At 70.3% G+C, this 13,562-nt stretch carries 16 protein-coding genes and 4 tRNA genes; 13 read left to right on the forward strand and 7 right to left on the reverse strand.

The annotated features are described in order from the left end of the window. Positions 1 to 118: 118 nt before the first annotated feature. Positions 119 to 664 (forward strand): MarR family winged helix-turn-helix transcriptional regulator, encoded by a 546-nt coding sequence (locus LUU90_RS04160; protein WP_275002024.1) that lies wholly within the window; start codon positions 119 to 121, stop codon positions 662 to 664. Between the two features lie 16 nt (positions 665 to 680). Here LUU90_RS04160 and msrB read toward each other — a convergent pair whose 3' ends face one another. Next, entirely contained in the window at positions 681 to 1,079 is a 399-nt protein-coding gene (gene msrB / locus LUU90_RS04165; RefSeq protein WP_275002025.1) for a peptide-methionine (R)-S-oxide reductase MsrB, read from the reverse strand. Positions 1,080 to 1,209: 130 nt separating this feature from the next. Beyond that, positions 1,210 to 2,736, reverse strand: a complete 1,527-nt coding sequence (locus LUU90_RS04170) for a DEAD/DEAH box helicase (RefSeq protein WP_275002026.1) — start codon at positions 2,734 to 2,736, stop codon at positions 1,210 to 1,212. Between the two features lie 189 nt (positions 2,737 to 2,925). Between LUU90_RS04170 and LUU90_RS04175 the strand changes: the two genes are divergently transcribed. Beyond that, positions 2,926 to 3,693 (forward strand): M50 family metallopeptidase, encoded by a 768-nt coding sequence (locus tag LUU90_RS04175; RefSeq protein ID WP_275002027.1) that lies wholly within the window; start codon positions 2,926 to 2,928, stop codon positions 3,691 to 3,693. Between the two features lie 122 nt (positions 3,694 to 3,815). On the opposite strand, the gene LUU90_RS04180 is transcribed toward LUU90_RS04175, so the two are convergent. Continuing rightward, positions 3,816 to 4,100 (reverse strand): iron-sulfur cluster biosynthesis family protein, encoded by a 285-nt coding sequence (locus LUU90_RS04180; RefSeq protein ID WP_129782914.1) that lies wholly within the window; start codon positions 4,098 to 4,100, stop codon positions 3,816 to 3,818. Positions 4,101 to 4,322: 222 nt separating this feature from the next. Here LUU90_RS04180 and LUU90_RS04185 point away from each other — a divergent pair. Together LUU90_RS04185 and LUU90_RS04190 are read left to right on the forward strand one after the other, a co-directional pair. Further along, a tRNA-Lys gene (locus LUU90_RS04185) sits at positions 4,323 to 4,395 on the forward strand. Positions 4,396 to 4,551: 156 nt separating this feature from the next. Further along, on the forward strand, positions 4,552 to 6,000 hold the full coding sequence (locus LUU90_RS04190) for an FAD-binding protein (protein WP_275002028.1): 1,449 nt from the start codon (positions 4,552 to 4,554) through the stop codon (positions 5,998 to 6,000). On the opposite strand, the gene LUU90_RS04195 is transcribed toward LUU90_RS04190, so the two are convergent. Beyond that, the gene (locus LUU90_RS04195) at positions 5,975 to 6,475 is read right to left on the reverse strand and encodes a hypothetical protein (RefSeq protein ID WP_275002029.1); all 501 of its coding nucleotides are present in this window, start codon (positions 6,473 to 6,475) and stop codon (positions 5,975 to 5,977) included. The two genes, LUU90_RS04190 and LUU90_RS04195, sit on opposite strands and share 26 nt — an antisense overlap. 190 nt (positions 6,476 to 6,665) lie before the next feature. Here LUU90_RS04195 and LUU90_RS04200 point away from each other — a divergent pair, with 190 nt between their 5' ends. After that, positions 6,666 to 7,517 carry a glycerophosphodiester phosphodiesterase gene (locus LUU90_RS04200; protein WP_275002030.1) on the forward strand — a complete coding sequence of 284 codons (852 nt, stop codon included), beginning with the start codon at positions 6,666 to 6,668 and terminating at the stop codon, positions 7,515 to 7,517. Between the two features lie 32 nt (positions 7,518 to 7,549). Here LUU90_RS04200 and LUU90_RS04205 read toward each other — a convergent pair whose 3' ends face one another. After that, a complete protein-coding gene (locus LUU90_RS04205; RefSeq protein ID WP_275002031.1) occupies positions 7,550 to 8,161 on the reverse strand; it encodes an antibiotic biosynthesis monooxygenase in 612 nt (203 codons plus the stop codon). 514 nt (positions 8,162 to 8,675) lie between these two features. Between LUU90_RS04205 and LUU90_RS04210 the strand changes: the two genes are divergently transcribed. Next, positions 8,676 to 9,965, forward strand: coding sequence for a M15 family metallopeptidase (locus LUU90_RS04210; protein WP_275002032.1), 1,290 nt, complete (start codon positions 8,676 to 8,678; stop codon positions 9,963 to 9,965). A 64-nt stretch (positions 9,966 to 10,029) separates the two neighbouring features. Here the strand turns inward: LUU90_RS04210 and LUU90_RS04215 are convergent, their stop codons facing one another. Next, positions 10,030 to 10,374: a metallopeptidase family protein gene (locus LUU90_RS04215; RefSeq protein ID WP_274992060.1), complete on the reverse strand. Its 345-nt coding sequence runs from the start codon at positions 10,372 to 10,374 to the stop codon at positions 10,030 to 10,032. A gap of 100 nt (positions 10,375 to 10,474) precedes the next feature. Here LUU90_RS04215 and LUU90_RS04220 point away from each other — a divergent pair. The 6 genes from LUU90_RS04220 to LUU90_RS04245 all read left to right on the forward strand — a co-directional run bounded on the left by LUU90_RS04220 (position 10,475) and on the right by LUU90_RS04245 (position 12,442). Beyond that, positions 10,475 to 10,547, forward strand: a tRNA-Glu gene (locus LUU90_RS04220). A gap of 145 nt (positions 10,548 to 10,692) precedes the next feature. After that, positions 10,693 to 10,766, forward strand: a tRNA-Asp gene (locus tag LUU90_RS04225). A gap of 51 nt (positions 10,767 to 10,817) precedes the next feature. After that, positions 10,818 to 10,890, forward strand: a tRNA-Phe gene (locus tag LUU90_RS04230). 99 nt (positions 10,891 to 10,989) lie between these two features. After that, entirely contained in the window at positions 10,990 to 11,364 is a 375-nt protein-coding gene (locus LUU90_RS04235) for a hypothetical protein (protein WP_275002033.1), read from the forward strand. 302 nt (positions 11,365 to 11,666) lie between these two features. Then, the gene (locus tag LUU90_RS04240) at positions 11,667 to 12,119 is read left to right on the forward strand and encodes a phage holin family protein (protein WP_275002034.1); all 453 of its coding nucleotides are present in this window, start codon (positions 11,667 to 11,669) and stop codon (positions 12,117 to 12,119) included. Then, positions 12,116 to 12,442: a DUF3618 domain-containing protein gene (locus LUU90_RS04245; protein WP_275002035.1), complete on the forward strand. Its 327-nt coding sequence runs from the start codon at positions 12,116 to 12,118 to the stop codon at positions 12,440 to 12,442. The genes LUU90_RS04240 and LUU90_RS04245 overlap by 4 nt, the downstream gene beginning before the upstream one ends. 65 nt (positions 12,443 to 12,507) lie before the next feature. Here LUU90_RS04245 and LUU90_RS04250 read toward each other — a convergent pair whose 3' ends face one another. Continuing rightward, positions 12,508 to 12,717, reverse strand: coding sequence for a BldC family transcriptional regulator (locus LUU90_RS04250; RefSeq protein ID WP_108495333.1), 210 nt, complete (start codon positions 12,715 to 12,717; stop codon positions 12,508 to 12,510). A gap of 593 nt (positions 12,718 to 13,310) precedes the next feature. On the opposite strand from LUU90_RS04250, the gene LUU90_RS04255 reads away from it, so the two are divergent. Continuing rightward, positions 13,311 to 13,520: a DUF3073 domain-containing protein gene (locus tag LUU90_RS04255; protein ID WP_275002036.1), complete on the forward strand. Its 210-nt coding sequence runs from the start codon at positions 13,311 to 13,313 to the stop codon at positions 13,518 to 13,520. The last annotated feature ends 42 nt before the right edge of the window (positions 13,521 to 13,562 follow it).

A 13,562-nucleotide genomic window follows, 5' to 3' on the forward strand; every position in this document is an offset into this window, starting at 1 on the left:
TTCAGGGGACGGTGACGAGCCGCCCCGGCCGCGACATGCCGGTCGACGAACGGCGGTGATCGGGGGAATTCGGGCCTACGGGCTGTGATCCGAGGGCTTGACCCGTCATCATGGGCGCATGCTCTCGAGTACAGACAGGTCCGGTACGGACGCGTCCGACGACCAGGTCGCCGCCGGCAACGGTGCCGACGACGCGGTCGGTGACAACGGAGCCACCGCTGCGCCGTTCGAGGGTCTGGAGCGGGAGATCCGGCTGCTGATCCGCCGCGCGCAGTCCTCCGGGACGTCGATCGCCCGCCGGGTTCATCCCGAGCTCGACGCCAGTGCGTATCCGCTCCTCGCGCACATCTCGGAGCGGCCCGGCGCGCGCGGCTCGGACCTCGCCACCTTCTTCGGTGTCGGACGCGCCACCGTGTCGCGGCAGCTCAGCCGCCTGGTGGAGCTCGGCCTGGTCGAACGCACCGTCGACCCGGAGGACAGCCGCGGACAGCGCATCACCCTCACGCCCGACGGCGCCGCCCGCCTCGACCGCGCACGCTCCAGCCGGGTCGCCATGCTGGAGGGGGCGCTGGCCACCTGGGAGACCGAAGAGGTCGCACAGCTGGCCAGGCTCCTCAACCGCTACTCGGCGGACATCGTGGCGTGGAAGCAGAGCGGTCGCTGAACCGCCCTGCCTCCCGTCAGCCTTCCTCGAACGTGAGACTCACCGAGTTCATGCAGAACCGGTCGCCGGTGGGGGTCTGGGGCGCGTCGTCGAAGACGTGGCCCAGGTGGGACCCGCACGTGGCGCAACGCACCTCGGTGCGCACCATGCCGAGCGAACGGTCCTCGATCAGCTCGACGGAGTCGCCCGCGAGCGGGCTGTAGAACGACGGCCAGCCGCAGTGCGAGTCGAACTTGGTGTCCGACCGGAACAGCTCCGCGTCGCACGCGCGACACCGGTAGACGCCGGTGCGCTTCTCGTCGAGCAGCTCGCCCGTCCACGCCCGTTCGGTGCCCGCCTGTCGCAGCACCGCAAATTCCTCGGGCGAGAGCTCCTTGCGCCACTCCTCGTCCGACTTCGAGACCTTGTACGTCATGTCGACACCTCCGCGCATACCAACCTTCCTCCGGTCCGCGGTGTTCCCGCGCACCCTTTGAGCACGCGTGAGCCCCCGGCCCTGACGGGTCCGGGGGCTCACGCGGTGACGAGCCGGTGCTACGAGGTGGTCAGCTCGCGGCCGAGGCGTTGGTGCTGCCCGCGCCACGGCCACGGCCGCCCCGACGACGACGAGGCGCGCCCGCGCCGTCCGTCCTCGGGAAGTGGTCGGCAGCGGTGCGTCCGCCGCCCGACGCCGGCCGACCGCCGCCGCGCTGGCCGGTCGTCTGGCCGGCGCCCTGGCTGCGCGCCTGGCCCTGCCGGCCACCGCTCTGCCCAGCACCCTGTCCCGTGCCCTGACCACGGGTCTGGCCCGTGCCCTGGGCTCCGGATCGCGAGCGTCCGCCCTGCTTGCGCGGCTGGCCCTGACGACCCTGCGGCTGCGGGGCGGGCTCCACGTACTCCACGTACGGTGCGACCTCGCCGACCAGGCTGGTCACCGTCGCGTCACCGGGACGGACGTCCTGGGGACGAGCGGTGATCTTCGCCTTGCGGGTCAGGTCACGCACGTCACCGCGCTCCTCGGGCAGCATGATGGTCACGACGTCGCCGCCGGAACCCGCACGCGCCGTCCGCCCGGAACGGTGCAGGTACGCCTTGTGCTCGGCGGGCGGGTCCACGTGCACCACGAGCTCGACGTCGTCCACGTGGATGCCGCGCGCGGCGATGTCCGTCGCGACGAGCACCCGGACGTCGCCGGACGAGAACGCGGCGAGGTTACGCTCGCGCGCCCCCTGGCCGAGGTTGCCGTGCAGGTCGACGGCGGGCACGCCCGCGGCGGTGAGCTGCTTGGCGAGCTTCTTGGCCTGGTGCTTGGTCCGCATGAACAGCACGCGCCGACCGGTGCCCTGTGCGAGCTGGTGCACCACGTGCTTCTTCGCGTCCTTGTCGGCCACGGCGAGGATGTGGTGCGTCATCTGCGGCGGCGGCGCGGCGGCGTCGTCCACCGAGTGGGTGACCGGCTGGTGCAGGTAACGCTTCACGATGACGTCCACGCCGTTGTCCAGCGTGGCCGAGAACAGCAGGCGCTGGGTCCGCGAGGGTGTGCGGTCGAGGATGCGCTTCACACCGGGCAGGAACCCGAGGTCGGCCATGTGGTCGGCCTCGTCGAGCACGGTGATCTCGACGTCGTCGAGCGTGAGGTGCCGCTGGCCGAGCAGGTCCTCGAGCCGGCCGGGGCAGGCGATGACGATGTCGACGCCGGCGTTGAGCGCGGTGACCTGGCGCGACTGCGCCACGCCGCCGAAGATCGTGGTGGTCTTCAGACCGAGTGCCTGCGCCAGCGGGGCGATCGACTCGTCGATCTGGTTCGCGAGCTCACGCGTGGGGGCCAGGATCAGCGCCCGGGGGCGGCCCGTCCCACGACGCGGCTGCCCCGCCGCGACCGAACGGGCGCTGGACGTCGCGAGACGCGTCACGACCGGCAGCGCGAACGCGAGGGTCTTGCCGGAGCCCGTGCGGCCGCGGCCGAGCACGTCGCGACCGGTCAGGGAATCCGGCAGGGAAGCCGTCTGAATAGGGAACGGCGAAGTGATGCCGCGGTCTGTCAAAACGCGCAGAACGGGCGCGGGCAGACCGAGGTCGGCAAAGGTAGTCAAAGGAGTTTGGGCCTCTCGGGCTCGGTGGCGGCGCGGTTCGCGCCGGTGGTCCGCCGTGCTCACACCGGGCGGCGGGTGCTAACCCGGGCCGGGGCCACGACGTCGGGCAGCTGAAACCGCCCACGACCACCAACTATCTCATGTCTCGGTGACGGTGGCTGCGGCGCACGTCACGTTCGGTGTGGTTCTATGTGGCGCATGATTCCCGCAGCGACCAGCTCCGCCGGGCCGTTCGCCGCCATCGGCGACGTGCTGGGCACCATCTGGACCAACGCGGTCACCCCCGTGGACCCGCCGTCGAACGTGATGGTGCTCGGCATGTGCGCGATCGCCCTGGTCGTCGTCCTGTTCCGGCCCCTGTGGCACGTGACGCGCCACGTGATCACCATCGCCCACGAGGCGTCGCACGGCCTCGCCGCCCTGTTCTCGGGCCGCAAGCTCGAGGGCATCCGGCTGCACTCCGACACCTCCGGCCTCACCGTCTCCCGCGGCAAGCCCCGCGGCCCGGGCATGGTCATCACGGCGTTCGCCGGCTACGTGGGGCCCGGCATCATCGGCCTCGGTGCCGCATGGCTGCTCAAGCTGGGCTACGCCGTCGGCCTGCTGTGGCTGCTCGTGGCGCTCCTCGCGCTGCTGCTCCTGCAGATCCGCAACTGGTTCGGGCTCTGGTCGATCCTCGTCAGCGGCACCGCGCTCGTGTTCGTCACCTGGTTCCTGGAGCCCGAGGTGCAGAGCGCCGTCGCCTACGCCGTGACCTGGTTCCTGCTGCTCGGTGCGGTGCGCCCCGTGTTCGAGCTGCAGATCCAGCGCTCCCGGGGCCACGCCCGGACGTCCGACGCCGACATGCTCGCCCGCCTGACCGGTGTCGCCGGCCTGTTCTGGGTGTCGCTGTTCCTGCTGGTCACGCTGGGTGCGCTGGCGCTCGGCGGTGCATGGATCCTCGGCGTCGCGCTCTGACGCAAAACGTCCGCTTGTACCAAGCGTTTGGGCCCAGAACTCCGGTGAGTTCTGGGCCCAAACGCTTGGTACAAGCGGACTTCAGCCTGCTCGGGTTGGCGCCCGGGTGCGGGCGCCAGGAATCACGCCTTGGGCGTGAGCACGAAGCCCGGGCCCTCGGCACCGGGGTCGGTGTCCAGGGTCAGCGTCTCCAGAGCAGGTGCGGCCTGCGCCTCGACGAACACGTTGGTGGCACCCGAGGCGTCGACGACCTGGTCGTCGGGCTGCGGGGCCGGAACCAGCGCGAGCTCGAAGTTGCCGGGCTGGCCGGACGCCTGCGCGATGCGCAGCCCGCCTTCGACCGGCACACCAGCCTGCTGGGCGAGGTCCTGGACGGCCGTACGGGCATTGTCGGTCACGGTGAGCACGTTGAGCTCCTCACATTGGTTCTCCGCGGTCCCGACCACCGAACCAAGCCCTCTCCGTCACCGCAAGCGTGAGACGCATTTAGCCCGATATCTCCCGGTGGGTGAGACAGCGCATGACAGGCGCGGACAGAGCACGTACGGTGCCCCGCTGTGCGGCACGACGTCGTCGGGCGCGCCTGACCGGTAGGCTTTCTACTCGCGCCGCCCGGATCCCGGGCGCGCGGGCCTCTAGCTCAACTGGCAGAGCAGCGGACTTTTAATCCGCGGGTTCCGGGTTCGATCCCCGGGGGGCCCACCGTGACAGCGTCGTCATCAGTCAATTCATCCTGACCCGGACCCCTCACGGTCGAGGCACAGCCGGGCCACTCCTGACAGCACATCCACGGAACGCGCACCATTGTGCGCTACGCGACCGGTACCGTGGTCGCCCACCCGAGGCTGAGGGGTTCACATGGCACAGCTCGACCGCCGCACATTCCTGGCAGGCGCCGCCGTCGTAGCGTTCGACCCGGTGACGTCGCACTGGCTCACCAGCTTCCCGGAGAACGCCGGGGCGGTCCAGATCCCTCACCTCGACGGCGAGCTCGTCACGGACGACGCGTCCCTCGCGGAGGCGGCCACCGACTACGGGCGTCTGGTCCACCACCGCCCGCGGGCGGTGCTACGGCCGGGCTCCGTGAACGACGTCGTCGCGGTGGTGCGCTTCGCGAACGAGCACGGCCTGACGGTCGCGGTGCGTGGGCAGGGTCACTCGACGTTCGGGCAGGCGCAGGCCGACTGCGGCGTCGTCATCGACTCCCGCACCCTCGCCACCATCCACTCGATCGCTCCCGACCGGGCAGTGGTCGACGCCGGGGTGCAATGGCTCGACCTGGTCCGCACGGCCCTGGCGGACGGCGTCACGCCCCCCGTCACCACGGACTACCTCGGCCTGTCGGTGGGCGGCACGCTGAGCGTCGGCGGTATCGGTGGCACCTCCCAGCACTTCGGGCTGCTCGTCGACAACACGATCGAGCTCGAGGTGGTCACGGGCGAAGGCCAACTCGTGACCTGCTCCGCCGACCACGAGCGCGACCTGTTCGAGGCGGTGCTCGGCGGGCTCGGCCAGTTCGCCGTCATCGTGCGTGCGACGGTCCGGCTCGTGGCGGCCCCGGCCATGACCCGCGTCTACACGCTGACCTATCCCCAGGTCACCGACCTGACGGCAGCCCAGCGCACGGCCCTGGCCGACGGCCGCTTCGACTACCTGGAGGGCCAGCTGGTCCCCACCGACGACGACGGCTTCGCGTTCGTCCTGGAGGGCGGGGCCTGGTTCACCAGCGAGCCCCCCGACGACGACGCCCTGGTGGCCGGCCTCGCGCCCGCCGGGATCGACGTCGCGGACCTGCCGTTCTTCGACTGGCTGAACCGCATCTACGAGACCGTCGAGCAGGTCGAGGCGCTCCGCCTGCCCTGCCCCTGGATCAACGTGTTCGTCCCCGACGCAGCAGTCGACGAGATCACCACGGAGCTCCTCACCACGCTCAACCCCGCCGACGCCGGTGGTGTCGCCCTGCTCTACCCGACCAACCGGTCACTGGTCACGCGCCCTCAGGTGATGGTCCCGGACGGCCCGGTGTTCTTCCTGCTCGCACTGCTGCGAGCGGTGAGCCCGCCCGACGACGCGCAGGCGGAGCGCCTCATCGCCGAGAACGACGCGCTGTACGCCAAGGTCCGGGCGGTCGGCGGCGCCAACTACCCGGTGAACGCCCTGCACCTGACCCCGGCCGACTGGCGTGCCCACTACGGCGACCGCTGGCCCGCGGTGCGCAGCGCCAAGAGCCGGTACGACCCCCGCCGTGTGCTCACGCCGGGCCAGGGCATCTTCGAAGAGGTCAGCAGAGCTTCTCGTACTCCTTGAGACCCGCGACGGTCGAGGCGATGTCGAGCTCGACCTGCCCACCCTCCGCAAGGTCGAGCGCCTCCTGCAGCTGCAGGAACGGCACCCGGATCTTCTCGAGCGGGTCCTGGAACTCCTCGGGCACACGCGGCTCGAGCCGCCCCAGCTCCATCGCCATCGCGTGCATCTGGTCGGCCGACGTGCCGTCGAGCCCGTCGCTCGCACCCACGAGCGCCGTACCGATGCGCTCCTCGAGCGTCTTGTCGCCGTCGACGTACATCGCGGCGCACGCCTGGTTCGCGTTCAAGGGCGCGTCCGGGTCGGGTCTCGGGGTGGGTGCGGCGCTCACGCTGCTCGACGGCGATGCGCTCGCCCCGGCGTCGGCGTCGGCATCTCCATCGGCCGAGCAACCGGCGAGCAGGACGAGCGCGGCCACGGCGACGAGGGCCCCGCGGGCGCGGCAGCCGGCCGAGGTGGTGGTGACGGGTCGGACCATGGCGCACATGAAACCACCCGGCGCTGAGAATCCGCGCATCCGGTGGGTTTCGCCCGGGTGGCCGACACGGCGTCCTCAGGGCCGGGCGGTGAACTGTCCCGGAACACTCCCGGAATTCGCCTGGCCCCCACTGGGAAGCCGTACGAGACCGGCCTAGCGTGGTGAGTGAACCGCAGACCCGGAGGTCAGCATGGCCGTCGCCAGTCCCGCAGTCATCGCCCACCGCGGCTACTCCGCGGTAGCCCCGCAGAACACGCTCGCCGCGGTCGAGGCCGCGTGCCGCGCGGGCGCGGACGCCGTCGAGATCGATCTCCAGCCCACCGCCGACGGCGTGGGCGCCGTGATCCATGACGAGACCGTCGACGCCACCACCGACGGCACCGGCAAGGTCTCGGCCCTGACCTCGGCCGAGGTGCTCGGGCTGGACGCCGGCTCGCGCTTCTCTCCCGCGTTCACCGGCCAACGCGTGCCCAGCCTCGCCGATGTGCTGGGCGTGCTGGCCCGCCACCCGGACACGGACCTGCTGCTCGAGCTCAAGGGCTCGTGGAGCACGGCACAGGTCGAACGGGTCACCGCCACGATCGCCGCCGCGGGATTCGACGACCGGGTGCTCGTGCAGAGCTTCTGGCCGGGCACGGTCGCGACCGTGCGCGACGTCGCGCCGCACCTGCCGGGCGGCCTGCTCGTCTCGTTCGACCCGCCCGGCCTGCTGCGGCTCTGCGAGCGGCTCCGGGTGGTCGCCTGCAACCCGTCGGTCGCGGCGGTGGCGAACAGCCCGCGGCTGGTGTCCCGCCTGCATGCCGCCGGCCTGCGGGTCATGTCCTGGACGGCGAACGACCCGGCCGCATGGACCATTCTGGTCGACACCGACGAGGGCACCGGCGTCGACGCCGTCATCACCGACCGTCCGGAGCGGCTCGCGGGCTGGCTCGCCGGACGGACCGACCGCGCGGTGATCGGGTCGGCACCGGGGCGTGGCGGGATCCGGCTGCGGCGGCCCAGGCGCGCACCGGCTCCTCGGGTGGTCGCCACCCGGGCCTGACCCGCACGGCCGCCTGATCCCGCGCTACGGGGCTATGTCTGGTGCAACCAGCCGTGCAGGCGGCGAGTCACCCAGGGGAGCACCCAGTACGCCATGATCGGCGTCAGGATCAGGGTGGAGATCAGCACCTTGAGCACGAGCGCCACGTCGTCCCACCCGGGTACCAGGTAGGTGAAGAGGGCGGTGAACAGCAGGTTCACCGGGAAGAACCCGAGCCAGATGCTCGTCGCCTGCTTCCACCGGGGCGGCACGACGGAGGCCGCGACGTCGGCCGGCTCGTCCGTCCGTGCGGGGTCGTCGAACCAGCCCTCGATACCCGTCCGCTGCTGGTAGCGCAGCTCCTCGACGAGGCCGGTGCCCTGCGCCAGCCAGTCACGGCGCTCGGCGGACTGCTCCCAGGCGGCGAGCCGGTCAGCATCGGCGAAGCGGTAGAGCATGTGCCAGTCGCGGGAGCCCTCGGCGGCGCGGATCCAGCCCGAGCCGAGGAAGCCGGGCCAGCGGTTGGCGAGGTTGACGCCTGACTGCACCCAGCGGGTGACCTCAGGAACGTGGTCGGGGTTGACGATGCGGTGGATGGACACGGTGACGGGTTGTCCGGCGGGGGTGGGCACGGATCCGTTCGCGGCCTGTTCGTGATGGGCCATGTCCGAAGTCTCACGCATGGCCCTGCACCCATCAATGTGAGCGCGCACACCCCAGGTTGTCGCCTCTTCACTTCTGCAGCACCGTCTGCGCTCAGTTTTTGTGAGGCACGCCTCCGTGGAGGGGGTTACATAACTCTTGGACGGTCGTTCAGCATTGAATGTCGCCGCATGGAACCAACCCCCTGGGCCTTTCTGGCCCGGTTCCACGCGGCGACCGCCATGACCTCCGCGACACATCGCGCGCCATGGCCTGACCGCAGTCGACGCACTCGTCACCGTCCGTCCGAGGGATCAGCCCCTCACGGTGCCGTCGTGCGCAGCCGCAGAAACGGAAGCTCAGCGTGCCCCAGACGCCGAACCCCGTCGCGCCCCGTACGGCGTGCTTTGTCCTTGCCCCCGAGTCCCAGGTGCATCCTTGACGCGCGGCGACCACGCGCTCGCCCCCCGTCGTACGCGGCGCCCGGGCACACGCGGAGCGCACGCTGCCGTCGTCGAGCACTCATCTCATCCCCTGGTGCGCCGCTCGTCCCTCGCGATAGCCGCCGCACTCACCTCCGTGGCCCTGACCGCCACAGCGGCGGTCAGCCTCACCGGAAACGACGGCGGCTCCCCGAGCACCGCGTCGGCCGGCGAGCGCGGCACGCAGCCCAGCGCCATGTCCCTTGGCGCCATGGCCACCGACCCCGCGGTCCGAACCGCCGCAGCGAAGGCGAACGCCGTCCTGAGCGACGCGAGCTACGTCTCCCGCGAGGGCGACCTCGGGGGCAAGGAGCGCAAGCGGCTCAGCGTGGCGGCCCAGAAGCTGCGGTCCACGCTGGAACAGGCGCGCGACGCGTCCGGCACGACGATCGTCGGTGCACGGCAGGCCGCTGCCGCGTCCCGGGACAGCGAGCGCACCTCGCTCGCCGACCGGGCAGCGGACGGCGCCGCCCGTGAAGCAGCCGCAGAGAAGGCCACCGAGGAGGGCCCTCAGGCCGCGGCCACCGAGCCGACCAACCTGGCCGGCGCCGTCACCGGGGTCACCCCGATCAGTGAGCAGGCGACCACCGACCTCCCGATCCTCGAGACCCCGCTCGCGGGCGCGGTCGACACGACCGCCGAAGCGCAGGAGCCCGACTCCGAGGCCGCCACCGAGACGCCTGCCGCCGCGGCGGCGCCGTCGGCCGCCTCCATCGAGAAGGCGACGACGTCGCTCCAGCGGCTCATCACCCAGGTCGACGGCGACGCGGTCGTGTCCGTCAAGGCGGGACCGACGCCCGAGGAGATCGAGGCCGCGCGGCAAGCCGTCCTGAAGGCACGCGAGGTCCGTGCGGCTCGCGCCGCCGAGCGTGCCGCCGTCGAGGCACGGGAGAAGGCCGCTGCCCGCGCCGCCGAGGCGAAGGCGATGGCCCGGGCCGCACAGCGCTATGGCAACGGCCAGATCCCGTCCGACGTGCTCTGCGGTCTGAGCTGGGCGGGCGGCGAGAAGCTGCGGTGCGACGCCGCCGCCGAGCTCGAGGACCTGAACGGTGCCTTCCGCGCGGCGTTCGGCCGGAACCTTGACGTCACCGACGGGTACCGCTCCTACGGGGAGCAGCTGTCGGTCGCTGCCACCAAGGGCGGCCTCGCGGCCGTGCCCGGCACCTCCAACCACGGTTGGGGTCAGGCTGTCGACCTGTCCGGCGGCATCCAGTCGTTCGGTACCGCCGAGCACGCCTGGATGGTCGCCAACGCCGGGAAGTACGGCTGGAAGCTGCCGGCCTGGGCCCAGGCCGGCGGCAGCAAGCCCGAGGCCTGGCACTGGGAGTACCGCACCTCGTACTGACCTCGTGCCCGGTCCCGTACGGTGAGCCGGCCCCGCGAAGCACAGCTTCGCAGGGCCGGCTTCGTCATGCCCAGCCGAGCTCGTGGAGCCGTTCGTCGTCGATCCCGAAGTGGTGGGCGATCTCGTGCACCACGGTCACGGCCACCTCCTCGACGACATCCTCACGCGTCTCGCAGAACGCGAGCGTCGGGTTGCGGAAGATCGTGATGCGGTCCGGCAGCGCACCCGCGGCCCACATGTGGTCCCGCTCCGTGAGCGGCACCCCCTCGTAGAGCCCGAGCAGCTCCGGATCCTCAGCAGGGGCATCGTCCTCGACGAGCACCACCACGTTGTCCATCTGCGCCGCGAGGTCCGGCGGGACGAGGTCCAGCCCCTCGCTGACCGCCGTCTCGAAGTCCTCTCGCGTCATCTCCACCACGTACCCATCATCCCTGACCGGGGCCGGTTCGGGACCACTTCGTGGACCGTGCAGCGGGGCCGCCGAGCGCCTGTAGACTTGCCAGGTCCCAGCCCCCATCGTCTAGCGGCCTAGGACCCCGCCCTTTCACGGCGGTAGCACGGGTTCGAATCCCGTTGGGGGTACGAAGGGGCTCGTCAGAGCCTTGTTTCGGCAGTTGTGAGGCAGGTCATCCCGCCGGAGTCCGAATCTGATTTCAGATTCGGGCCCGGGATGGGTTAGGGTTCTCACGGTTCGGAACGAGCCCCCCGGATGCGGGTAAGCATTCAAGGCCCTGTAGCGCAGCTGGTTAGCGCGCCGCCCTGTCACGGCGGAGGTCGCGGGTTCAAGTCCCGTCAGGGTCGCGCGAGAGGCGCCCGGGTTGTCGGTCTCGACTATCCGGGCGTTCGCGCTAGGGCTCTGTAGCTCAGTTGGTAGAGCGTTCGACTGAAAATCGAAAGGTCACCGGATCGACGCCGGTCGGAGCCACAGCCAAGGACCCCCGGAACCATCATGGTTCCGGGGGTTCTGCGTTTCTCCGCTCGATTCGCCACCGAACCGGCGGGCGTCCCGCTAGGCTGACGGATCGTGGGAGACGCGGACGCGAGCGACCAGGGCACCACCGACACGCTCCGAGCAGTCGTGCTCGCGCTCGAACTCGTCGCCGCTGCCGCGATCGCCGCTTGGGCACTCGTGAGCATCTGGTCCGCCGCCTACCCACCCGAGCCCGGGACGGCGTGCGCGCTGGTCCATCCCCCGCCGCCCGCTTGTTCACCACAAGCCCGCTTCACTCCTGCGTTCATCTCCGCGATCGTCATCTCGCTGGGCTACAGCGCGGTGACCGCCCTCCTGCTGACCGTCGGCCGACGCAATGGCCTCGTGGCCGTGTGGGCGCTCGGTGGCCTGCTCCTCGTCAGCGTCCTCGCTGACCAGCTCGTGACCTGGGGCGGCGTGCCAGGCTGAGCCGGCCATGGCCCTCTGAAGCCCATGCCCATGCCCATGCTGATGCGCCGCAGGGGCGACACAGTAATCGGCCGGGCCCCTCACCGGCCGATCATCGCGCCCTAAGCCGCGCTTCCCAGAAGCCGTGAACATCATCCTCAGACGACTCCAAGGCAATTCCTTCCAGTAAATGCCCATTCGAGCATGGTTCCCTTCATCTCTTTTCCTCGAAGCCACGCCGCGCCAGGAATTGCCCCGTGCCCACTTCGCCTGTTGAGTTGTCTTCAGCGGCGCAGGCCGAAATCGGCGGTACGGGAGGGCAGATGATCGAGGACGTGAAGATCGACAGCCACACGGGGGCAGCAGGTAGCGCCCCGGCAGACACGCCGGAACCTGAGCGCCCCGCATCCCTGGGGAAGCTCGTCGAACAGATCTCCGAACAGGCGTCTCGGCTCGTGCGGGCGGAGATCGCGCTCGCCAAGGCGGAACTTGCCGAGAAGGCGAAGAAGTCCGGCATCGGCATCGGACTGCTGGTCTTCGCTCTCCTGATCCTGATCTACGCGGTCGGAGTACTGCTCCTGGCCGCCGTGTTCGGCCTGGGGACCGTCTGGCCGCTCTGGCTGTCAGCGCTCGCCGTAGGCGGCTTCATGCTGCTCGTGATCGCTGTCCTCGCGCTGGTCGGCGTGCAGCTGCTGAAGAAGGGCACCGCCAAGCCCGAGAGCGTCCAGCGGGTCAAGGATGACGTCGCGTCGATCAAGGAGGGGATGCACCGATGAGCACACCGACTACACCGCCACCGAGCAGCCAGGAGCTCGAGGCCGAGGTTCTCCGCACCCGTGCGGATCTCGCCGCAGCCATCGACGAGCTGACGACCCGCCTGAGCCCGAGCTATCAGGCCTCCCGCATTGCCCGCGAGGCCAAGCAGGCCGCGAGCGACGCCGGCGCGATGGCCACCGGAGCATTCGGCAACAAGAACGGCCCGGCGCAAGATCCGCGCCGGGCCCGCAACGCCAAGATTCTGATAGGAGCCACGCTAGGTCTAGTGGTCCTGGGCACGGCGGTTGCCGTGACCGCTGTACTCAGGCGCGCGCGGGGCTGATGCTGGGGGGCAGCACCCGGCGCGCCTTCGTCCTACTTGCCGACCAATCCGTCAACGACTTCCGACTAGTTGTCGGAGTCGCCCGAGCTGTCCGCTGCCGCACCGAGCAGCGCCCGTACCTCGGACTCCTTGTAGCGGCGGTGACCGCCAAGTGTCCGGATCGACGAGAGCTTTCCCGCTTTTGCCCAACGCGTTACTGTCTTTGGGTCAACACGGAACAAGCTCGCTACCTCGGCAGGCGTGAGCAGGACCTCGGATTCTCCGTGGATGGACATCCCCGCACCTCCTCCGGAACGGTGCCGGCCTGGCCGTACCAGGCGGTTGACGACACCCGCTCTTGCACCATTGTTAGCAGCAAACGGGATTTAGGCGACTTGGGGACGGGGTTTATTTCCTCACTTTCTCCGAGACTCGCCACGCGCGTCCGTTTCGGGCGAGTCCCGGACACGTGCGACACGCCGACAGCGCTATCCACCCCCCGGACACCGCACCATCGCAACGCTCCGCGAACGCGCCCAGGAGACATCCGTGCATCACCCAGGTATCGGCAAAGCACCGGAGCCGCATGGCCTGGACCGGAGGGCAAGATGGCCAACGGCAGGACGGAGGCCGGGGACTGGCACGCGGCACAGGTCCGCCCATGGCAAACGCTGCGTCAAGGTACTGCCAGGTGGCCGATCGAGTCCGTGGGCAGGGGTGAAGCCCGATCGATCTGAATGTCACATCGGAGGATGGGACGAATCACGCTCACGGACTGGAAGAAACGCCGTACCAGCATGTAACGTTGGAACCTGGACAGACGAAACGCCACGGGGCCGCACGTCCATGCACGGTGCCGCCCCGCTCCTACGTTGAGGGGGTCGGAGCCATGGGCCGCGGCCGTCAGAAGGCAAAGCAGACCAAGGTTGCTCGCGCGCTGAAGTACTACAGCCCGGACACCAATTATCACGCCCTCGAGCAGGAGCTCAGCGGGGGTTCCCACACGGATGTGGCGACTGAGTCGCGGTGGGAGTCACCGGAGGACGAGGAGTACGACAACAGGTACTCCGACTGGGCAGAGCAAGACAATACGCGCTGAGGGTGCCGGCGCGTCTGCGCCGGCACCGCGCCCGGTCCTCGA

It is taken from the genome of Promicromonospora iranensis, assembly GCF_028994775.1.
Lineage (GTDB): Bacteria > Actinomycetota > Actinomycetes > Actinomycetales > Cellulomonadaceae > Promicromonospora > Promicromonospora iranensis_A.